The sequence below is a fragment of the Rhizobium sp. YS-1r genome, from assembly GCF_000757525.1.
Taxonomy (GTDB): Bacteria; Pseudomonadota; Alphaproteobacteria; order Rhizobiales; family Rhizobiaceae; genus Neorhizobium; species Neorhizobium petrolearium.
In genome coordinates, this window is the sequence record NZ_JPYQ01000024.1 from 223,867 (window position 1) to 246,103 (window position 22,237).

Sequence of the window (22,237 nt, forward strand, 5' to 3'; positions counted from 1 at the left end):
ATGGCAGATCGACTGACTGAGAGTGCACAAAGAGAAACGCGAGTAACGGCGAGCGTGAAATCGGAACGCGGCCGCTCCGTGAAACTCGTTGACCGCGTCTTCGACCAGCTTCTGGAACGCATCCGCACCGGCAATTATGCACCGGACTCACGTTTGCCCGGCGAGCACGAACTGGCAGCCATGCTCGGCGTATCCCGGCCGGTCGTCCGCGATGCCTTGAGCCGCCTTCGCGATCAGGGGCTCATCTACTCGCGCCAGGGTGCCGGAACCTTCGTCAGCGCCCAGGCGTCGGGAGCCGCGCATCTCGCCTATTCGCCGGTCAAATCGATCGCCGATATCCAGCGCTGCTACGAATTCCGCCTGACGATCGAGCCGGCGGCCGCCTTCTTCGCCGCACAGCGACGCGACAAGGCGGCGATCGACAAGATCGCCGCGGCACTCGAAGAACTGCGTGAAGCAACGAGCCACCAGCTTCATCGAGTGGAGGCGGATTTCAACTTCCACAGAGCGGTCACCGAGGCGGCCAACAACCATTTCTACACGGCCTCCATGGAAGCGCTGAAAGCGCACATCGCCGTCGGCATGCACCTCCACGGCCTGTCGCTGATGGGACCACGCCCCGGCCTGCAGCAGGTCTACGAGGAACACCAGGAAATCTTCCGTGCCATCGCCGACGGACGTGCCGAGGATGCGCGCGACCTGATGCGCAAGCACCTTGAAGGCTCGCGCGACCGCCTGTTCGAAGGTCGTGTACTCGACCTCTCGTTTTGAACCTGGCAGGGGGACCTTCCGTCAAGAGCGGAATTCGATGACGGCGACTTCATGGTCCAGGATTTGCGGGACCTCGAAAACGAGTTCTGTTCCCTCAAGTTTGGCCGCAACGTCACACGAGCTGACACGCAATTGCACTTGGCAGGAAACTTCCCTGGAGGGAACTTCCCTGGAGGGAACGCGCAGCCGGATTGTGACCGGACCGATCGGAACGAGGTCGCTCTGTCGTCCGGGCGTTTTGGCGGTAACCAGCCGGTTGTTGAGATGCAGGATATATCGGCCGTCCTGCTCATAGAGCGTCGGAGTGATGAGGCCATGCGTGCCTTCGAGCGACACCAGGAGCTTTTCACCAAGGGCCCACCGAACGGCATTGGCGATGATTAGCGCATGCTCCGGATGCTCGTCGCGGGCAAAGCACCGGTCGAGATCGCCGACAAGCCAGATGAGCTTTCCTCCCGATGTGGTTTCGCGGGCGGTGATGACCGGCAGGTCCGAATGCGGCCGCCGCATCCATGCGGTTTCCGGCGGGTAGATCGGAAATTCGTGGATAAATGTTGCAAGGACCGCAACGTCGTCATCCACCTCCACGACCGGCAGAAACCCGCCGAACGGAACGGTGTCCGTCCCTTCAAGACCGGCAAGCAGCGCATGACGCCGGCCAGTGGCCAAGGGAGCGGTCGCGTCTCTTGGGCCGTAGAGGCCGGCGCGCAGTTCTGGAACAAGCCGAACATAGGTGTGGCGATCGCTCACCTCGATGTCCGGGTTGGCAAATTCCTGCCCGCCATGCGATTTGCCCTGGCAGTGGACACCAAAAAGGTCGTTTAGCGCGAAATCCTCGCGCGGGTCACCGAACGGCCCGTAAAGACTGGTCTCGGATGTCGCTACGACCGATCCGCCGGACTTTGCGAATATTTTCACCGCCTCGGCCTGCGCATCAGACATGACACCGAGATTGGGCAGAATGAGAACGCCGAAACGGCCTGCGGCACGGCTGATGTCGTCGGCATGAACGGGCAGATAAGATATCCCGGCGCGGTCGAGAGCACGGATCGCCCCCCTATAGGGGTTCATCGTGCGATCGTTGGCCTTGTCCTGGCCGTGGAAATCGTGGTTGTCCTGCGACCAGACGACACCGACATCGGCCAATGGCTTGCGGTCGACCAGAACGTCTTCATTGGCTTCATGCCAGGAGAAGATCGGCTCCGCGCTGTTGTACTGGCGGCGATCCTCATGCGACGAGCCGATATGGTGCCACCACGGCTGGATGCCTCCGGCAAACCCCGAGGAAGACCATAGCCGCACTTCGGCCGCAGGCATGCTCGCAAGCCGGAAGGCGGGGCTGCCAAGCTGGTATTGGGGCATGCTTTCCGGGATGAGCTTCTGCCATCCCCCCACTTCGTGCAGCCGCTTGCCTGCTTCCGTATTGTCGGCAAAGCCGTCGACGGCATTGCGGCGCTGATGATCGAGCATGACGATTTCGGTGCGCTCCAGTATGGATTTGAGGTCGATGAACCGGTTACCATTGTTGAGCACGTCTCCGCTGATCATGCCCATCCAACGGCAATGCTCGCCGCCTGCCTGCATGGTAACGGAATTGTTGAATTCCCAGAGATCTGTCCGGCGCTTGTAGCTCCAGCGGATCCAGCGTCGGTAACGCTCGTCGGACCAGTCATGGCCGGAGGGTAGATCGACTCCGGAATATCCCCGGAATTGATCGGCACAGTGCCGGCAATAACAGATCTTCTTGCGCGGAATACCTGCCCAGCTGTTGTCGGCAAACCCGTCTGGATGACTGCGCTCGATGAGCTCACGCATGATCTCCGGCAGATATTCCGAATAATAGGGAGAGTTGACGCAGGTAATGTACTTGTCCGCCTGCCGATAGGGTTTGCCGGTCGCGTCAACGCAGATCCAATCCGGATTAGCACGATAGAAATCCTCGGCAACCCGATTGGAGTCCATCCGGGCGATAACCTTAAGCCCCTCCTCCCGGGCCTGCTTGACGATTTCTCCATAGAGATCACGCTCGCCCAGTGTATGAGCCCTGTGATGCAACGGAAAGCGGGAAGGATAGTAGGCAACGATCCCACCGGAATTGACGATGACCCCCTGGATACGTGTCTTGCGCCAATGCGCGCGCCACCAGGCGGCATCGTAGCGGTCCGGGTCGATCTCCACCAGATTGGTCTGCCCCCAACGCTTCGTTGTCCTGTACCAGGGTTCTTCAGCCATTCTTTCCTCCCTCAGTTTGCCGACTTCCTCATTCAGCCGCAGCATCCCTTGGTTGCGCGGACTTTCCCGTGCGATCGGTGCTCGCACGCTTCACGACGTCGAAGCCGACATCGACAATCCGTTCATCGTCCGGCTCGCCGTCCAACTGCCGACGCAAGGCGATTACGGCGTCATGTCCGACCTTCCAACGATGGGTCCGGACACTCGACAGGGAGGGAGAAGCCGCCTCCATGAAATCCTCATCATTGAACCCTGCTATGCCGAATTCGCGAGGGACTGCCACGCCCCGGGCCTGGCATTCGAAGAGAGCGCCCAGCGCCAGAACGTCATTGTTGCAGAAAACGGCATCCATATCCGGCGCCGCTTTCCAGAGATCCGCGAGCAGCTGCCGCCCCATGGCGGGCGTTGAATACTGATGCCTGTCCCAACTGCCACGCAAGGCGAGTGCTTCGAGATCGCCGGCCGGATTGATCAGTTGCGGATCATATAGCCCCGCCTCCTCCAAAGCCTCGACATATCCCGACAACCGCCCCTTGGAACGGCTGTTCATCCAGCCGCTCAGGAATCCGATGCGGCGATATCCGGCTTCGATCAGATGTTGCGTCATCGCCTTGCCGGCGTCGTGATGGGAAAAGCCGATGATCTTGTTCACCGGATTGTCGGAGAGATCCATGATCTGGATGACGGGGCAATTCGCCTTTTCCAGCACCCGGCGGCCGGCAGCGCTCTGGTCGATCCCTGAAACGATCAGGCCGGCCGGCTTGTGTCGCAAAAGTTCGGCAAGCAGCCGATCCTCCTCGTCGAGATCGTAGCGCGTGTTGCCGACCTGGATATGCAGCCTGGTCTGGCCGATCCCGTCATAAATGCCGCGCAAGACATCGGCGAAAATATGCTGCGTCAGCGAGGGCACGAGGACGCCCACCACGTCGCTGCGGGTGGATGCCAGGGTCCGGGCAGCGAGATTGGGAACATACCCGAGTTCGCGGACGGCAGTATCGATCTTCTCGCGCAGCATGTCCGACACCAGGGAAGGGTCCCGCAAAGCGCGGGATACGGTAATCGCCCCTACCCCGGCACGCTGGGCAACATCGGCTATCGTGGGTCTACCGTCCGTACGGCGTTTGGACATTCAAGGCTCCATGAAATGGCCACCTGTTCGCATCACGGCGGCAAGGCGCCGCCGCGTGCGTCTGCAGCACGCCACGATGATATCCACGTTGCCGCAGGTAATCCATTTACGCCCTCGTCCAACCACAGCGTTCGCCTCCCCAATTCAAAAAATCGACTTCCAGCGCTTGACGATCTGTTTATGGTAGCGCTACCATCAGCGCGAGTTGTTCGTCAACCGTCTTGTGCCGTGGAGGCGACACGGAGCCGGTACAGCCCAGGGGAGGAGTGGCATGGCAGTATCTCGACGCATGTTCATGAGCCGCACGGCCGCAACCATTGCCGGCGCAGGCATCGCGACCAGCCTTGGTCCGAACGCTCTCGCACAGGGAGCAACAGATACGTTGCGGCTGGCCTTTGCCGCCCGCGGCGTCCGCACTATCGATCCGGCCAAATCGATCCAGGGTGCCGACGAATGGGCCATCATCCATATCTTCGACAAGCTTGTGGAAGTGCCGCTCGGGCATTTTCCGGGTAGTGTCGCCGAAGTTCAGCCGAGCCTTGCAACCAGCTGGTCGATGACACCGGATGCGAAGACATGGACGTTCCAGCTTCGCCAGAGCGTGAAGTTCCACAAAGGCTATGGCGACCTCACGTCGGACGACGTGAAATACACCTTCGATCGCCTGCGCAACGACAAGGCTCTGGGCGGCAATCGCGTCCTGTTTGACAATATCGCCGACGTGAAAGTGGACGGTCTCAACACGGTCATATTCACGCTGAACCAGCCCGATCCGCTGTTCATCATGGGGCCGCTCAGCCACTATTCGTCCAGCATCATTTCACGCAAGGCACTTGAGGAAAAAGGGGCAGCCGCCTTCGAAAAGGACCCGATCGGCACCGGACCTTACCAGCTCGCGAGTGTCGAAAGCGATCCCTCGCAGGGCGTGAAGCTCACCGCCAACAAGGACTATTTCGGCGGGGCGCCCGTCACCCCCAATCTCCAGGTCCGCTATATCGCGGATACCACGGCTAGGACGCTGGCGCTGCTTTCGGGTGACGTTCACATGATCGAAGGCGTTCGTGCGCCGGGCTGGGTGCCCTCGATTCAGCAACGAAATGCGAACCTGCATTTCGACGTCGCCTCCCCGGGAAGCTTCTTCACCATCTCGTTCAACCTGACAGTGAAGCCCTTCGACGACATCCGTGTCCGGCGGGCAATCGCCCATCTGATCAATCGCGACGAGATCGCCAACGCCATGGCTCCGGTCAGTCAGCGGACCTATGGCCTGAATCCGCCTGCCTATCTGGGAGGGTTCACAGCGGAGACCATCCCTGCAGAGGTTCGTTATGACTACAATCCGGAGAAGGCGAAGGCACTGCTGACCGAGGCCGGGCATCCGAACGGGTTCTCGTTCAACGCCGACACCTCGCAGCGCGAGGATTATTCCTCGGTAATGCTGATCGTCCAGGAACAGCTTCGCGCCGGCGGGATCGACATGAAGCTGAACATCAAGGACCACACCGCCTTCCACGCCGATCAGCAGAAAGGCACCAACACGATCTTCCAGCGTTCGGCGGCCTATCCGCCTGTCCCTACGCAGGCGATCATCGAGCAATTGAGTGCTGCTGCCGAAGTCAAATCAGATGGTTCCGGCGGCCCCAATTTCAGCCACTACGGCGTCGCCATCCCCGGCATCGACGACATGCTGAAGAAGGCGATGGAGGAGCCTGATCTGGAGAAACGCGTCAAGCTGGTTCAGGACATCGAGGTCAAGTTCCTGACCGACATGCCGCTCCTGCCGATCAGCGACAACGGCTATCTGGTCGTCCGGGCTGCCAATGTCGATCTCGGCTACGAACTCAAGTCGGGCTACGCCCACTGGCGGCTGACCAAGGCGAAGATCAGCTGACCGGCAAAGCCGATCGCTAAACGAAACAGGCCCGCCGGGGCACAGTCCCGGCTGGCCGCGCCATGCCCGATTTCATGAATTCATCCGCCGAAAGACGGCGAGCCGCGACGCCCCACCCAAGAGCTCGGAGAAAGCGGTGAATTCGAGCTGTTTTTAGAGGAATGACGTTATGACTGCATCGGCTTCGGTCACCATTGTTCTCCCGGGGACGGATACCGCCCCGCCGGTTCGCTGGGCCGCGGCCGAACTGCAAAACGCGCTTGCGCGCCGGAACGTGGAGGCCAGGATCGCCGATACGGCGCAGTCCGGTATCGTTATCAATGTCTTCGGAGCCGGCCTGCCCGGCACTCGAGAACTGCCTGTGGAACTCCCTGAAGCGCCGGAAAGCTTCGTGCTCGTCCGGCAGGGCGACATCATCACCGCCTGGGGTTCCGATACGCGCGGATTGGTCTTCGCGCTGACGGAACTAGCCGATCGGGTGCGTTTCGCTCCAGGCCAGGATTTATTCGAAGGCACTTTCCCGCTTGTCGAGCAGCCATCTGCCCGAGTCCGAAGCATGAGCCGGCTGTTCTGCAGTGAGCAGGAAGACAAGGTCTGGTTCTACGACCGTCAGCAATGGCGCGAATACCTGTCGATGCTTGCAGCCAACCGCTTCAACCGTTTTTCGCTCGCGCTCGGTTTTGGTTACAATTACCCCTACCACAATCCATGGATTACCGACGTCTATTTCTATTTCCCCTATCCTTATCTGCTTAACCTCCCCGGCCATGACGTGAGGGTCGAGGAACTGCCGGACGACGAGCGCGAGCTGAATCTGGAAATGCTGAAATTCATCGGCCAGGAAGCTGCCAAGCGAGGGCTCGAATTCCAGCTTGCGCTCTGGACACAGCGATACGACTTCGATGACGTGCCCCGCGCCAATTACACCGTCACGGGCATAACCAAAGACAATCTTGCCCCCTATTGTCGCGAGGCTATCACGACGCTTCTGAAGGAAGTGCCCGAAATTACCGGGCTTACCTTCCGGGTCCATGTGGAGGGCGGCATCGCCGAGGGCGAATACGGCTTCTGGGAAGAAGCTTTCGCCGGCGTTGCCGCCGCCGGCCGTCCGATCGAAATCGACCTGCACGGCAAGGGCCTCGACCACAGGATGATCGGAATCGCCCGCGCCAGCGGCATGCCGATCGCGGCCTCGCCGAAATATCTGGCTGAGCACATGGGCCCGCCCTATCACCAGTCGGCCATTCGCGACAAGGAATATCCGCCGGAAGTCGCCCGGAGCGAGCGAGAGCAGTTGAGCGAGGGCTCGCGAAAGTTCCTGCGGTATTCCTATGGCGATCTCTTGACCGCGGACAAGGACTATAAGGTCATCTACCGCATCTGGCCAGGCACGCAGCGTGTGCTTCTCTGGGGAGATCCCGAGTTTGCCGCAGGCTACGGGCGCAGTTCCATCTTTGCCGGCTCCGACGGAGTCGAATGGTGTGAACCTTTGGGCTTCAAGGGGCGTATGGGAACCGGCATCCCGGGCGGGCGCTTCAACTACCAGAAACAGGGCCTTGCCAGCCGTTACGACTGGCAGAAATACGACTATCAGTACCGCGTCTGGGGGCGGTTGCTTTATAACCCGGATGCGCCACGCGGAAGCTGGATGCGCTATCTCACCAAGACCTGCGGCGATACAGCAGAGGCCTGCGAAAAGGGGCTGTCCTGGGCAAGCCGGGTCCTGCCGCTGGTCACACTGGCGCATGGCCCGTCCGCATCCAACAACCACTATTGGCCGGAGGTCTACACCAACCTCGCCCTGATCGAGGGCTCGGGACGGAGAGCCTATGGCTTCGATATGGAGGGACCGGTCCGCTTCGGTAACGCTCCGACCTTCGATCCCGCCTTCTTTGCCAATGCGCGTGAATACATTGAACTGCTGCTCAACGGAAAGGCATCGCACCGCTATACCCCGCTCGATGTCGCCGACTGGCTGGACGAGATGGCGCACGGCTGCGAGAGCGCAGTCCTCAAGGCGACCGGCACCAAAAGCTTCGGCAACATAGCCGTGCAGCGGATGATCGTCGACATCCAGATCTGCGCCGGGCTGGCACGCTTCTTCGCCGAACGCTTCCGGGCGGCCTGCTGGGCCGAGCTCTTCGTCGCAACCAAGGTCACGACGCTGATGAATCGTGTCATCGACCATGCGAACCGCTCGCTGATGGCCTGGGAAAAGATCGCAGACACTTCCCGTGATCTCTACATGGATGACCTCACCTACGGCCCACAATCCTGGCTGCGTGGCTCGTGGCATTCGCGACTGCCGGAAATGCGTGCGGAACTGGCCGATCTGGAATCGCTCCGTGGCGGCGGCTCTTATGAAAGCGTCAGGGCCGAACCAGCGGTGGCAGCCACGATCGCGGCGCTGGAAGCACGCCAACCCGTCTCATCAAGCGCGTCCTCCGTGCATGGTGCCCCGACCTTCAAGCCGGGCGAGGATTTCGTGGTCCGCTTCGCCGGAGAGGCCGATGGTGAGCCCCTCCTCCACTACCGGCACGTCAATCAGGCCGAGCGCTGGATATCTCTGCCGATGAGGCAGCGGGAGGATAGCTTCGTCGCTGCCATCCCGGGCGACTACACACGCTCGAAGTATCACCTGCAGTATTTCGTCAGCTTTGCGCGCAACCGACGAAATTTCTTATCGCCGGGATTGCAGCCGAACCTCGCCAACGAGCCTTATTTGACGTCCTTGCAGGAGAGAGGCTGGCAGTAGGCAGGTGATTGCGCAAGTATAGCCTGCCCGTGCTGCGAGGAGGCAAAACGGACACCGCGACCAGGGAGGAGGAAAACACCATGGCGCGATATCTTCTGTTGAGATTGGCGGATGCCGTTCCCACAGTCCTGCTGGTTCTGACCCTCGTCTTCATCGCCATGCGCATTCTGCCGGGCGATCCGGCGATCGCAGCGCTAGGAGATATGGCGACGCCGGAACAGCTCGAAATTTTCCGCGAGCGGATGGGCCTGAACGCGCCTCTCTGGCAGCAATACATCGACTTCATCTGGGGCATGCTGACGCTCGATTTCGGCACGTCGCTAATGAACAATCAATCGGTGCTGCGACTGATCGGCTATAACCTGCCCTACACGATCGAATTGACTATCGTCGCCATGATACTGGGCGTCGGTTTTGGTATTCCGCTCGGCGTGCTGGCGGCGACCCATCGTAACAAGGCCGCCGACAGTGCGGTGCGCGGCTTCTCACTGCTCGGCTATGCAGTGCCGGATTTTTACCTGGGAGCCCTGCTTCTCATCACCTTCTCGCTGAACCTCGGGCTTTTTCCCATCAATGGCGGCGGGGAGGGTTTTCTCGACCGGATGCATCACGTCTTCCTGCCGGCCGTCACGCTGGCATTGGTCAAGGCGGCCTTCATCGGACGGCTCACGCGAACGTCCCTGCTGGAAGTCTTCGGCAAGGATTACATCCGCACGGCGCGGGCCAAGGGTGCAAGGGAACCAAGGGTCATCTACCGGCACGGGCTGCGCAATGCCCTGCTGCCGCTCACCACCGGGATCGGCCTCAGCACGCTCGCCACTTTGTCGGGATCGGTGGCAATCGAACTGGTGTTCAATCGCCCGGGCATCGGCAAGCTGCTCATCAGCGCCATCTCGGAACGCGATTATGCAGTCATCCAGGGCGGCGTCGTGATTTTCGCGATGTTCGTCGTGCTCATCAACCTCATGATGGACCTCGTCTATATCGTCGTCGATCCCAGAATTCGGGTGCAGTGATGGCTGTCAGCATCGAACATTCCGAACTGCCGTCCCCTTCCCTCGCACCGGAACCGAGGGCGCTGAGCCGGCTTGGCTACGAGCTCTTCTCGCGCACATCGACGATGTTCGCGTTTGCGGTCGTCGTGGTCTTCGTGTTCGTCGCGGTCTTCGCGCCGCTTCTCGCACCTTATGACCCACTCGCCCAAAGCATCCTCAAGATCAACCGGCTGCCTTCCGCCGACAATTGGCTCGGCACCGACCAGTTCGGGCGCGACGTCCTGTCGAGGATGATCTACGGCTCGCGGAACTCGCTGATCTTCGGCCTCATCTCGCCGGTGCTGGCGGCGATCTGCGGTACGGTGCTTGGCGTGGTTGCCGGGTATTTCGGCGGAGTCATAGACCGCATCATTTCCCGCCTGATCGACCTCCTCCTCGCCTTCCCCGAATTGCTGCTCGCCATCATGATCGCGGCGGTGCTGGGCGGAGGCTTCTGGAATGTCATCGCCGTAATCACCGTCGCTTTCGTTCCGGGCTTTGCCCGCGTGGCGCGCGCCTCAACGCTTGCGGTCAAGCAGGAGCCCTATGTGGAGGCGGCCATCGCAGTCGGCGTGCGCACGCCGGTCATCATCTTCCGCCACGTGATCCCCAATATCGCCGCCCCGATCGTCGTGCTGATGACGCTCTGGGTCGCCTCGGCCATCCGCCTCGAAGCGTCGCTGAGCTTCCTCGGCATCGGCACGCAGCCGCCGAACCCGAGCTGGGGCAACATCATCCGCGATGGCCTCAACAATCTCTTCGGTTCGCCCTGGCCGATCATCGGGGCCGGCTTCGCCATCACCTGTGTTGTCCTTTCGTTCAACCTCCTGGGGGACGCGGTGCGAGACGTACTTGATCCGGAGATATCGGAATGACGGTACCGCTTCTGAAGGTAGATAATCTCGCTGTCGAGTTCGGACCGAAAGCCAATCCGATCCGGGTCGTCGATGGCGTAAGCTTCGAGATCCCCGCCGGCGGAGCGGTGGGGATCGTCGGTGAGTCCGGTTCCGGCAAGTCGATCACCTCGCTCTCTATCCTGCGGCTGATTTCCGAACCGCCCGGGCGCATCGTGCAGGGACGCATCGAGTTCAACGGCGTGAACCTGCTCGAGCTGCCGCGCTCGAAAATGCCCGATATCCGGGGCCGCGACATCGCCATGATCTTTCAGGAGCCGATGAGTTCGCTCAATCCCGTCATGACGATCGGGGACCAGATCGGCGAGGCGATCAAACTGCATGAGGCAATGACGGGCGAGGAAAGGCGCGCGCGCGTCATCGAGATGCTGCGCCTCGTCGGCATTCCCGACCCGGCAGGCCGGCTCGACTCCTATCCGCATCAGTTCTCGGGCGGCATGCGCCAGCGCGTGATGATCGCCATGGCGCTCGCCTGCAACCCGAAACTGCTGATCGCGGACGAGCCGACAACGGCCCTCGACGTCACAATCCAGGCCCAGGTCCTCGACCTGATGCATAAGCTGCGCCGTACGCTGAACACCGCCATTCTGCTGATTTCACACGATCTCGGCGTCATCGCGGACGTTTGCGAGCGCGTCGTCGTCATGTATGCCGGCCGTGTTGTAGAGGAAGCAGACATCCGCTCGATCTTCCGCACGCCGCAGCACCCTTATACGCGGGGACTTCTGCAATCGATCCCGCGGCTCGATGACGACCGCGACCGCCTCTACCAGATCCCTGGATCGGTGCCGCTGGCCGGATCGGTCAAAAAGGGCTGTCCCTTCTACGAGCGATGCTCGCTGCGCATCGAAAAATGCGCGAACGAAATGCCGCCCATGTTCTCTTTCGGGCCTGGTCAGCGGGCGGCATGCTGGGTGACGGCCGGCCAGGCGGATGCCAAAGAGAAGGAGGCGGCCCTGCAATGATCGATCCCATCATTCGCGTCAACGACCTCGGCAAGACATTCGGCTCCGGTATGCGGCTCAGCCTTGCAAAGCAGGCCGACGGGGTGCGCGCCGTCGACGGCTGCTCTTTCGAGATCAATCGCGGCGAGACGCTGGCACTCGTGGGCGAATCCGGCTGTGGCAAATCCACGCTGGGGCGGCTCTTGTTGCGGTTGATCGATGCGACCGCGGGCAAGGTCTATTTCGAGAATACCGAACTGACGAACCTGCCCGCCGCGCGCATGCGAGGCATGCGCCGCCACCTGCAGATGATCTTCCAGGACCCTTACGGCTCGCTCAGCCCTCGCCGTACGATCGCGCAGATCATCGCCGAACCTCTCGACGTGTTTGGTTTGGTCCGCTCGAGTCGCCAGCGGCGCGAACGCGTCGCCGACCTCATGACCCAGGTCGGACTTTCGCCAAGCTTCATGGACAGGCATCCGCGCCAGTTCTCCGGCGGCCAGCGCCAGCGCATCGGCATCGCCCGCGCCATCGCCGTCGATCCGAGCTTCATCGTGGCCGACGAACCTGTTTCCGCGCTCGACGTTTCCGTGCAGGCGCAGATCATCAACCTGATGCAGGACTTGCAGAAGCAGAAAGGCTTTTCGTTCCTGTTCATCGCCCATGACCTCGCCGTGGTGCGCCATATCGCCGATCGGGTTGCGGTCATGTATCTCGGCCGCATTGTCGAGATCGGACCGAAGAAGCAGATCTACGGCATGCCTCAGCATCCTTATACGCAGGCGCTTCTGTCGGCGGCCCCGGAGCCAGATCCCGACCGCAAGGGAAATCGGATCATTTTGGAGGGAGACGTCCCGAGCCCCAAGCGCGTCCCGTCAGGGTGCAGTTTTCATACCCGTTGTCCGATCCGTCAGGATATCTGCGGCATCGAGCGGCCACCCTTGCGCGAGGTGGCGCCGGGTCAGCTCACGGCCTGTCATTTTGCAAAGCCGTTTCCGATCCCTCGGCCGACGGCATCTCAAGCGGTTCCGGCCTGATAAAATCAACAGGAAATGTCCGAAGACCGGCGAGGCACAAGCATCACCGGTCTTCGTGGGCCCGCGACCGGATGAGGTCGGAGTTGCTTTTCGAGAGGAGAACGCACCCTTCTGGAAAAGGCTATCCCCGAAGATCGCTCAACAGGGATAGCAGGCGCTGGGAGGATTATATCACGCCGTTTTGGTCGCGCGATGGAAGCGCCAGCGGGCATAGCCGCTCTTCACGGGGTAACCGAGATCAACGCGTTTGTTGCGCGCCACGGTGAAGGACAGCGTCGACAGACCGATCAGCGGCAGATCGCGGAGCACCTGCAGCTCGATCTTTTTGCAGAGATCCACATAGATCTTGTAATCGGTCGCCTGCAGGGCCTGGTTGAGCAGATCGTCGATACCCGGCATCGCCACGCCGTAATGGCTGTAGGCGCCGCCACCCTTGCCGTCCGGCTTTACTTCCGATTTCGACGAAAGCTGCTGGAAATAAAGCTGCGTCGGGATCGGCGGATAGCTCGAAGAATGCATCGCGAGCGTGTTCTTGTCGCTGCGATTGTCTGCGTGATAGGCCGTGTGGTCGCCGATCTTGAGGTTCATGCGCAGACCGACGGCGCGCAACTGCTCCTGTACGATGAGCATGGTCGAGGAATAGTCCTCGCGTTGGCTGCAATTGCTGTCGAAATCGAACCCGTCCGGAAAACCTGCTTCCGCCAACAGGGCCTTGGCCTTTTCCGGATCGTATTTGTATTGCAGTTCCGGCGGCAGATCCTCGGTCTTGGAGCCGGCGGGGAAGAAATCCGGCTGCAGGCCGGCCATGAAGCCACCCATCGGCTTCAGCGCCTCGGCGACCGCATGCCGGTCGATCGCATACATGACCGCCTGACGGACCTTCAGGTTGTCAAAAGGCTTGCGCTTGAGATTGATATGCAGGGTATTGAACGAACCCGGCTGCGTCATGTCGAACTGCAGGGTGGGGTCACGCTGCAGCATCGAATCCACCCAGCCCGGTGCACGCACGGCCTCGATCATATCCACGTTGCCGGAGAGCAGCGCCAATGTGCGGGCCGTGGTGTCGGCGATGAAGACGCATTCGACATTGGCAATCTTTGCCTTGTTGCCCCAATAACCCTCATGGCGGTTCATCGCCTCGCCCCATTCGCTGTCAAAGCGGGTGAGCTCGTAGGGACCGGTGCCGACCGCATCCGTCATGAACTTCTCAGCGCCGATCTTGTCGAAGGCCTTCTTCGAAACGATCACAGTATTGTTGGAAAAGATCGTGGTGCCGAGCAGGTTCACGTCCGGTGTCTTCAGCGTGATTTCGACCTCGTAAGGTCCCTTGGCGACCACGTCCGCGACGTTCGACATGATGGTTCTGTTGGTGCCGTCGGCAATTGCACGCTTGTAGGAAAAGACGACGTCATCGGACGTCATCTCGCCATACCCCTTGTGGAACTGCACGCCCTGACGAAGCTTGAAATTCCAGGTTTTGGCGTCCGGGGAAGATGTCCATTCGGTCGCGAGCGTCGGCACATATTTGTCGGGCGAGGTGGCGAAATCGCCGTCTTCCGGACGGACGAGCTGTTCGTACATCTGCTCCGTCGCCCAATTATCGGACCCTTGCGTCGTGAAGTTCGGATCACTGGTACGCGGCCCGCCTGCGGCAATCCCGATGCGGATGACGTCGGTGTCCTGGGCATTGGCTGCGCGGACGCCCATTGTGCTCAATGCCGTTGCCGCGGCAGCCAGTTCAAGAAATTCCCTTCTGTTCAAGCTCATCATCTCCTCCCAAAGACAAGTTTGAGTCTATCAGCTTCGCCGCATCTTCAATTCAGCATCGCGGACCACCAGGCCAAGACCCGGCCCATTCGGAACCGTAAACTTGCCATCGGACGGTATCGGCGGATTCTCGAAAGCCACATGCATGCGGGTCGAGGGATCGGCAAACTCGGCGGGCTTGGTAAGGTGCATGATGGTCGCGAGCACATGCAGATTCGCGGTGTGCGCGATGGTCGGCTGCGTCTGATGCGGCACCAGTTCGACCCCATGCGCGTAGCAGATCGCGGCGCACTGCATGAGGCCGGTGATGCCGCCCATTTTGACGATATCCGGCTGCACCATGCGGACCCCGGCATTGATCATGTCGACAAGCGCTTGGGTAGTGTAAGTCTGCTCCGCTGCCGCAACGGTGATGTCCAACCGCTGGGCGACCTCCCCCATCGCACGAACGTTATAGTGCTGCACCGGCTCTTCGAACCAGATATAGCCGAGCTCCTCCAAGACCCGCCCGACCCGGATCGCACCGCCGACCGAATATTGGTTGTTGGCATCAAAGGCGAGCGGGAAATCGTCGCCGACGAGCTTGCGAACCGCTTTCGCCTTTGCGATATCGCCCGGGATGTCATAGTCCTGCCGGGTACGGTCGCCATCCCAGCGGATCTTGATGGCGGCCGGCGTCTCTCTCTTCCAGCGTGCCTCGACAACACGCAGGACTTCATCGACGGTGCGCCCGGCATTGCCCCCGATCGAAGCGTAGAACGGCACCTCCGTGCGCCATCCGCCACCGAGCAGTTTGAAGATCGGCTGGTTGAAATACTTGCCCTTGATGTCCCAGAGCGCGATGTCGAGCGCAGCGAGCGCCCCGGTCACGGCGCCTTCCGGCCCGAGCTTCACGTATCGATGCAAAAGCCTGTCATAGAGCACCGCCTGGTCCAGCGCATCCGCACCGATCAGGGATGGCGCGAAGTCCCGTACCACACCGAGCGAATGCTCGCCGCCCATCATCGGCGAAGCCTCGCCATATCCGACGATCCCGTCGATCGTCGTCACCCGAACGATCGCGCTGCGGCGACCCGGCGGCTCGTTCGGCTCCCACATCACCTGGAAAGCTTCTATGGATTTAATGGTCGTCGGCGTAGCCACTGCGCATCCTCAATGAAAAAGCAAAACCGCCCGCGCATGAGCGCGGGTTGAAAAGTCCTTTGGCACTGTCCCGGCAACGCCCGGCAAACAGTTCGATGCATGACATGCTGTGCTGAAGTCTCGCGCGGCCCTCCCGACCGCATCGATCACCGTGATCGGCCTGTCGCCGTCACATTCCTCCATATTGACAGCATTGCGCAAATTGCATCCGTATGCAAGCGACATCTGCAAAAAAGCGGAATGAATGGCGGGCCTGATGATGATCAGGAAGACACCTGCTCAAAGGCATAGATCTGGGTTCGGAGAAACCGTGCGACGAGTTTTCCATCCGCAAGCATGAATTCCTCGCTTTCGAGATAATGCTTGCCTTTGCGGAGATAGGCTCCTGCGACCGCACCGACGACGGCAAGCCGCTGCCCCGGCCTCGCCTGAGCGAAATGCTGCGTCTCGATCCCCGTCAGGACCACCGGAGTGGGAAATCTGAAGCTGTTGTTCGTATCGCCCATGGCAAGCCGCATCAAGCATCCCGAATGGACGACCGCCTCCCGCTCGTAGAAAGGATCGGCCTCACCGAAGGCACGCAGGGAAGCCTTGAAATCAACATCCGTCAGGATTCGATTGGCCGTGGTGAGAGGCATGCCCCGGCTGAGATCCCCCGCCTCAACCGGCGGAGGAATCTCGGGCCTTGCAATAGCGGCAAGCCTTGACATGTCCGGCAGGTCCGGTGAGTCCTCCGGCAATCCGATCCAGCCGGCAGCAACCTCGTCACCATCCTCGTTCATAACCGAAACTTCCGCCCGGCATACACTGCCTTCATCTTGAAGAGGACCTGCGCGCATCACCAGATGGTCGCCGTTATGGACCGGCCGGCGGAAGCGCACGCCCATGCCGCCGCGGACCGTCCAATCCTTGCCCCAGGCGTGAAGCGCGAGGCGGCTGATATGGCCGTAAACGAAGGCGCCCGGAACCAGTGCTGCCTTGTAGCCGCGTGATCTTGCCACCGCGTCGTCATGGATCGACCCTTTGTAGCGCGGATCGTCGTCGAGCCGGATGTTAACGGCCAGTTCTCGTGGAAAGACGGGAGATGAATTCATGCTTCAACCGTCCGGAAAAGGCACGGCCGCCATCGCATCGCTCTTCGAAATGCGATCGATGTCGGAGGCTGAAAAGGCCAATATGTGCCGAAGCACATGCTGATTATGGCCACCGAATTGTGGCGCGGCGCGGCGCTGGCTTCCGGGCGTACGGCTCAAATGAATGGGCAGGCCGGGATGGCGATGTCGCCCTGCATCGGGATGATCGAGTTCGGTGAAGAACCCGCGATAGGCAAGATAGGTGCTCGCCGCCACATCGGCTGCGTTTGCGACAGGAGCGGCCGCCACGCCGGCATATTGCAGGAGCCTTGCGACCGCATGCTTGTCCCGGGTCGCTGTCCATTCGCAGATGATGGAGGTCAACTCCGCCTCGTTACGCTTGCGAGCGGCAAGATCGGAGAAGCGCGGATCGGAGGCAAGCTCGGGCCGACCCATGGCCGCGCAAAGGGCGACCCACTGTTTGTGGTCCTCCGCGGCAATGACCACCCATTGATCCTCGCCTCGCGCAGGGAAGGCGTCATGCGGCGCCATGTGCAGAACCCGGTTCCCATCCGCCGGCGGGTCGTCTCCGGTTTCAGCAGCAAGTAGAAGCTCAGCGCCGATGAACTGCATGGCCGCCTCCACCTGCGGCACCTCGACATACTGGCCCTCACCTGTCCGGTCGCGATGATAAAGCGCCATCAGGATCGCGGCGGCGGCGTTGAAGCCGCCGATCGGATCGAGATAGGAAGGGCCGCTGTTTTCCGGCTGGCAGCCAGGATAGCCCATCATTGCCGACATGCCGGTCGCCATTTCCATCGTTGGCCCGAGCGCCGCATAGCCCGACATCGGTCCTCTGCCTCCGAAGGCCGGCAATTCCGCGACAATGATATCGGATTTGATCGCGGCCAGGCTCTCATAGTCGAGTCCGAGCTTGGCGAGCGTGCCCGGCCGGAAATTGCAGATCAATACATCGGCGACAGCCACGAGACGGCGAAGCGTCTTGCGCCCCTCCTCCGTCTTCAGGTTCAGGATGCACGAGAGCTTGTTGACGTTCTGCGAGTTGAAGAGGAAGGAGCGGTCGAAGGGTCGGGAACCCGCTTCACCATCGGGAAAGTTGACCGGAGTGGGTTTCTCCTTGTTGAGCCGCCAGGAATTCACGCGGTTCGGCGATTCCACATGGATCGACTGCGCGCCGAAATAGGCAAGCACCCGACCAGCCATGGGACCGGCCCAGGCCGTCGTGATCTCGATGACCCTCAGGCCTTCAAGCGGCAGCCTCGGGGACGATTGCCGAACTGGTACCCGTTCCGGGGGCGTCCAGGCGATTTCACCGTTCGCCTCGCCGAGAGCCGGTGCGCCGGATGTGACTTTACGCGGCGTAACGCTCATCCGGTAAGGCGTGCCGAGGATCAGCCGTCCGTCTGCCTTTTCCCAGTAATTCCGATCGTTGAGATGGCCGTTCTGCAACTGCTCGGACGGCTGGTAACCCTTCGCGGCGATGACCTGCGCCTTCTGGAGCCGCTCCACCAGTTCCTCGGCGCACTGATCCGTAACCTTTTCCTGAATGATCTCGTAAAGGGTTTCCCAATTCGCCCGGCGCACAGCCGGTTCGGCAAAGCGCGGATCGTTTTCCAGATGCGGCAGGTCGAGCGCCGTGCAGACCGCATGCCAGCGATGATTGTAGATCCAGATGCAGACCCAGCCGTCGCGACATTTCACCTGGCCCGCGGGGATCGTCTGATCCCGCCGCGTGTGGATGGAGCCGTTGTAGATGTGCCGCATCACATAAGGGAAGCACATGGCTGCAGCAGTCTCCGCCGCATCGACCGAGACGACCTGACCGAGATTGCTGGAATGGCGCTCGTGCAAGGCGACGAGAATGCCGATGCAGGTCGCCAACCCTGCCGCGTAAGAGGCGCGGTTTCCGACACCATAGAGCGGTTCGCGTCCATAGGCGCCGTTGTTGTTCATCATGCCGGACAGCGCCTGAAGGACGATCTCCGGCCCTCGCCAATCCTCCAGGGGTCCATCCCGCCCGAAGGCACTGACCGATGCTGCGATACAGCCGGGATTCAGCCGCTCCACGCGCAGCGGATCGAAATCCTCCGGCAGAATCGCAATGTCCGCCGCAGCCAGCATCGCGTCAAGCCGTTCGGCATCCGCCCGGTCGACGACGATGGAACGCTTGCCGGCGTTGAGGTGCCAGAAATGCAAGGACAGATTGGGCTCAGTCACCGAAAATGGCTGCATGCGGCGGATGGGAGAGCCTTCCACAGGCTCGATCAGCGTGACGTCCGCCCCGAAATCCGCCAGCAGGCGTGCACAATACTGTCCTGCCAGGCTATCCGAGAAATCGACGACCCGCAGGCCGTCCAATGCCGTGGGCATCCACACCTCCACCAACCGCTTGCCGACAGGTCTCCTTCCCCTGCCGTCGCGAAAGTAGCGCGCATTGCATACGTATGCAAGATTGGCTTCTGTTCCAATTCGTCGTATTGAAGGAAGGCTGATTAAGCGATAGGGAGAATCTCGCAGCGGTTGCAACGGTGCCAGGGAGTGCGGCATTGAATAATACGACCAGCGAAAAGATGCGGCGCAAGCCGATGACGGCACGCGAGCTCGCGCGGATGATCGGCGTCAGCCAGTCGGCCATTTCGCGCGCCTTCACACCCGGGGCCAGCATTGCACCGCAACTCCGGGCGAAAATCCTGCGCCATGCCGAAGACGTCGGTTATCATCCCAATGCCATCGCCAGCATGCTCTCGAAGAGCCGGACGAATATCGTCGGCATCGTCATCTCGGACATGCAGAACCCTTTCTATCCGGCGCTTATCGAGAGACTTTCACGCGGGCTGCAGCGCATCGGCTTGCAGAGTCTGATGTTCAACATCACCAAGGGCGCCGACCTGGAGGAGCAGCTTTCGGCGCTGAGACGCTACAACGTCGATGCGGTCATTATCATTTCCGCGACGATCCTGTCCGGCCCGACTCTGCGTTGGGCGACGGAGGATCGGGCGGCAATCCTGATCAACCGCGTCGCGGAAGATGCGGAACTGAGTTGCGTGATCTGCGACAATATCGAGGGCGCGAGGACGATCGCCGATCATTTCCACGAGATCGGGCGCCGCCGTATCGCTTATGTGGCGGGCCTTTCGCACACCACCACCAACCGCGAGCGTCAGAGCGCCTTTATCACCCGCATCGCCGAGCACGGCATGACGCTGTCTGCGCTGATCGATGGCGGCGAGTACAGCTATTATGCAGGGCGAAACGCGGCGCTCGATATTCTGGCCCGTGGAGACACTGACGCGATCTTTTTTGCCAACGATATTCTCGCGGTCGGCGGTATCGACGCGCTTCAGGAAAATGGCGTACGCGTGCCGGAGGATATCGCTGTTGCCGGCTTCGACGACATCGCCATGGCAGGCTGGCCACATTACAGCCTGACGACATTCCGCCAGCCGATCGACACGCTTGTCGATGTCACGGTAACCATGCTCGAAGACGGCTCCTGTGTGCCCGGCAAGCTACCGACCATCCGCAGGATTTCCGGTGAACTTATCAAACGCCGCTCGACGATGGGAGCGGCCTCGCCAGACTGACGCAAATAGTGCGATGCTTTCGGGACACCTGCTTTACAGGGACACAGCGAAAGCATCCTGAGAAGATGAACCGTCTGCCGCGTCATACCGCAACGAGGTGGCCTGGTGACACGGCGCGATATTCGCGCGTCTTCGTCAGGTAATCGACCGGCCGGATTGGGCTCTTCAACTCATCGCTGGCGCCCATGCGTTTCTCTCGCCGGCGATCGGGATCCGGCACGGGAACAGCGGCCATGAGCTTCTTCGTATAATCGTGCTGCGGATTGCCGAAAACGGAGACGCGTGGGCCGATTTCGACGATTTCACCGAGATACATGACTGCAACGCGGTGGCTCACGCGTTCCACGACCGCCATGTCGTGGGAGATGAACAGGAAGGCGAGGTTGAGGCTCTGCTGCAGGTCGAGCATCAGGTTGATGACCTGCGCCTTGATCGACACATCGAGCGCCGAAACACTTTCGTCGGCGACAATCACCTTCGGTTGAAGCGCCAACGCACGGGCGATGCAGATGCGCTGCCGCTGGCCACCCGAAAATTCGTGCGGGTAGCGGCTTGCCATGTCCGGTGTCAGCCCCACCTTGCCGAGCATGTCAGCGACGACCTCTTTGGCTTCCTTCGAAGTCCCCATCTGGTGTTCGAGATAGGGTTCGGCGATGGCCTGGCCAACGGTCATGCGCGGATTGAGCGAGGCGAACGGGTCCTGGAAGATCATCTGCACGGATTTGCGCATCTCGCGCATTTCCCGTCTGTCGAGCGCGAGCAGGTCACGGCCCTCGACGGTGACCGAACCTGCGTCCGGCTCGATGAGCCGCATGATTGCTCGGCCGGTTGTCGATTTGCCGCAGCCGGATTCGCCCACCAGAGATAGCGTCTCGCCGGCGAAGAGATCGAAAGAAACGTTCTCCACGGCATGCACGCGGCCACTCAACCGCCCAAACAGGCCGGAATGAATATCGAAACGCTTGGTCAACCCCTTTACCTCAAGGATCGGCTTGCCCTTCGCGACTGTATCCGGCACTTCGACCGGCACATCGGACTCTCCGGTTGCGGCATTGACGACCGGGAAACGCAGCGGCCGCTGGTACTTTTCCATCGAACCCAACACCGGCACGGCGGAGAGCAGCGCGCGGGTATAGGGATGCTTGCCGCGATGAAAGATGTCCGCGGTCGCGCCCGTCTCGACCTGCTCGCCGCGATACATGACGACTGTTCGGTCAGCAATTTCGGCAACCACGCCCATGTCATGGGTGATGAACAGGACGGACGTGCCCTCCTCATCCTGCAGCATCTTGATGAGGTCGAGGATCTGGCCCTGGATCGTCACGTCGAGCGCGGTGGTTGGCTCGTCGGCGATCAGGAGCTTCGGCCTGGACGCCAGAGCCATGGCGATCATCACGCGCTGGCGCATGCCGCCGGAGAAACGATGCGGATACTCATCAAAACGCGAGGCAGCCGACGGGATGCGCACCTTTTCCAGAAGCCGGATGGTTTCGGCTTTCGCCTCTGCCGCCGACATGTCCTTGTGGCAGAGCAGCGCCTCGGAAATCTGATCGCCGATGGTGAAGAGCGGGTTGAGGCTCGTCATCGGCTCCTGGAAGATCATCGAGACGTCATTGCCGCGCACCTTGCGCATCTCGTGTTCAGGAAGCGACAGCAGGTCGCGCCCGCCGAGCATGATCTTGCCCTCGATACGGCTCGTCCCTTCCTGCAGGAGGCGCATGATGGAGAGCGAAGTGACGCTCTTTCCCGAGCCGCTCTCACCGACGATCGCCACCGTCTCGCCCGGCGCAACGGAGAAGGAAACGTTGCGGACCACCGGCTTCCATTCGCCGTCCACGTTGAACGACGTGGTCAGGTTCTGGACTGACAGAACCGGTTGATCGGACTGGACGGCTTGCGCTTGCGAGGTGGCCATGATCGTTCCCTTCCTGTGGTCTTGTTC

General features: G+C 61.0%; 15 protein-coding genes. 8 read left to right on the forward strand and 7 right to left on the reverse strand.

What is annotated here, in order from left to right:
- Positions 1–771 carry a FadR/GntR family transcriptional regulator gene (locus JL39_RS17060; RefSeq protein ID WP_037152964.1) on the forward strand — a complete coding sequence of 257 codons (771 nt, stop codon included), beginning with the start codon at positions 1–3 and terminating at the stop codon, positions 769–771.
- Positions 772–792: 21 nt separating this feature from the next.
- Here JL39_RS17060 and JL39_RS17065 read toward each other — a convergent pair whose 3' ends face one another.
- Both JL39_RS17065 and JL39_RS17070 read right to left on the reverse strand, forming a co-directional pair.
- Positions 793–3,003 (reverse strand): alpha-amylase family protein, encoded by a 2,211-nt coding sequence (locus JL39_RS17065; RefSeq protein ID WP_161784770.1) that lies wholly within the window; start codon positions 3,001–3,003, stop codon positions 793–795.
- Between the two features lie 28 nt (positions 3,004–3,031).
- The gene (locus JL39_RS17070; RefSeq protein ID WP_037152966.1) at positions 3,032–4,132 is read right to left on the reverse strand and encodes a LacI family DNA-binding transcriptional regulator; all 1,101 of its coding nucleotides are present in this window, start codon (positions 4,130–4,132) and stop codon (positions 3,032–3,034) included.
- Positions 4,133–4,403: 271 nt separating this feature from the next.
- Between JL39_RS17070 and JL39_RS17075 the strand changes: the two genes are divergently transcribed.
- The 6 genes from JL39_RS17075 to JL39_RS17100 all read left to right on the forward strand — a co-directional run bounded on the left by JL39_RS17075 (position 4,404) and on the right by JL39_RS17100 (position 12,707).
- On the forward strand, positions 4,404–6,023 hold the full coding sequence (locus JL39_RS17075; RefSeq protein WP_037152969.1) for an ABC transporter substrate-binding protein: 1,620 nt from the start codon (positions 4,404–4,406) through the stop codon (positions 6,021–6,023).
- 169 nt (positions 6,024–6,192) lie between these two features.
- Positions 6,193–8,778 carry a hypothetical protein gene (locus JL39_RS17080; RefSeq protein ID WP_052182936.1) on the forward strand — a complete coding sequence of 862 codons (2,586 nt, stop codon included), beginning with the start codon at positions 6,193–6,195 and terminating at the stop codon, positions 8,776–8,778.
- Positions 8,779–8,858: 80 nt separating this feature from the next.
- Positions 8,859–9,794: an ABC transporter permease gene (locus JL39_RS17085; protein WP_037152971.1), complete on the forward strand. Its 936-nt coding sequence runs from the start codon at positions 8,859–8,861 to the stop codon at positions 9,792–9,794.
- On the forward strand, positions 9,794–10,687 hold the full coding sequence (locus JL39_RS17090; protein ID WP_200883970.1) for an ABC transporter permease: 894 nt from the start codon (positions 9,794–9,796) through the stop codon (positions 10,685–10,687). Before JL39_RS17085 ends, JL39_RS17090 begins: the two co-directional genes overlap by 1 nt.
- Positions 10,684–11,691, forward strand: coding sequence for an ABC transporter ATP-binding protein (locus JL39_RS17095; protein WP_037152973.1), 1,008 nt, complete (start codon positions 10,684–10,686; stop codon positions 11,689–11,691). The genes JL39_RS17090 and JL39_RS17095 overlap by 4 nt, the downstream gene beginning before the upstream one ends.
- A complete protein-coding gene (locus JL39_RS17100) occupies positions 11,688–12,707 on the forward strand; it encodes an oligopeptide/dipeptide ABC transporter ATP-binding protein (protein ID WP_037152975.1) in 1,020 nt (339 codons plus the stop codon). The genes JL39_RS17095 and JL39_RS17100 overlap by 4 nt, the downstream gene beginning before the upstream one ends.
- A 171-nt stretch (positions 12,708–12,878) precedes the next feature.
- Here the strand turns inward: JL39_RS17100 and JL39_RS17105 are convergent, their stop codons facing one another.
- The 4 genes from JL39_RS17105 to JL39_RS17120 all read right to left on the reverse strand — a co-directional run bounded on the left by JL39_RS17105 (position 12,879) and on the right by JL39_RS17120 (position 19,081).
- Positions 12,879–14,468 (reverse strand): ABC transporter substrate-binding protein, encoded by a 1,590-nt coding sequence (locus JL39_RS17105; protein ID WP_161784771.1) that lies wholly within the window; start codon positions 14,466–14,468, stop codon positions 12,879–12,881.
- A gap of 36 nt (positions 14,469–14,504) precedes the next feature.
- Positions 14,505–15,617 (reverse strand): mandelate racemase/muconate lactonizing enzyme family protein, encoded by a 1,113-nt coding sequence (locus tag JL39_RS17110; RefSeq protein ID WP_037152980.1) that lies wholly within the window; start codon positions 15,615–15,617, stop codon positions 14,505–14,507.
- 263 nt (positions 15,618–15,880) lie between these two features.
- The gene (locus tag JL39_RS17115) at positions 15,881–16,711 is read right to left on the reverse strand and encodes a MaoC family dehydratase (RefSeq protein WP_037152982.1); all 831 of its coding nucleotides are present in this window, start codon (positions 16,709–16,711) and stop codon (positions 15,881–15,883) included.
- 3 nt (positions 16,712–16,714) lie between these two features.
- Entirely contained in the window at positions 16,715–19,081 is a 2,367-nt protein-coding gene (locus JL39_RS17120; RefSeq protein WP_037152984.1) for a CoA transferase, read from the reverse strand.
- A 176-nt stretch (positions 19,082–19,257) separates the two neighbouring features.
- On the opposite strand from JL39_RS17120, the gene JL39_RS17125 reads away from it, so the two are divergent.
- The gene (locus JL39_RS17125; RefSeq protein WP_052182937.1) at positions 19,258–20,295 is read left to right on the forward strand and encodes a LacI family DNA-binding transcriptional regulator; all 1,038 of its coding nucleotides are present in this window, start codon (positions 19,258–19,260) and stop codon (positions 20,293–20,295) included.
- 82 nt (positions 20,296–20,377) lie between these two features.
- On the opposite strand, the gene JL39_RS17130 is transcribed toward JL39_RS17125, so the two are convergent.
- The gene (locus JL39_RS17130) at positions 20,378–22,210 is read right to left on the reverse strand and encodes an ABC transporter ATP-binding protein (RefSeq protein ID WP_037152985.1); all 1,833 of its coding nucleotides are present in this window, start codon (positions 22,208–22,210) and stop codon (positions 20,378–20,380) included.
- Positions 22,211–22,237 lie beyond the last annotated feature (27 nt).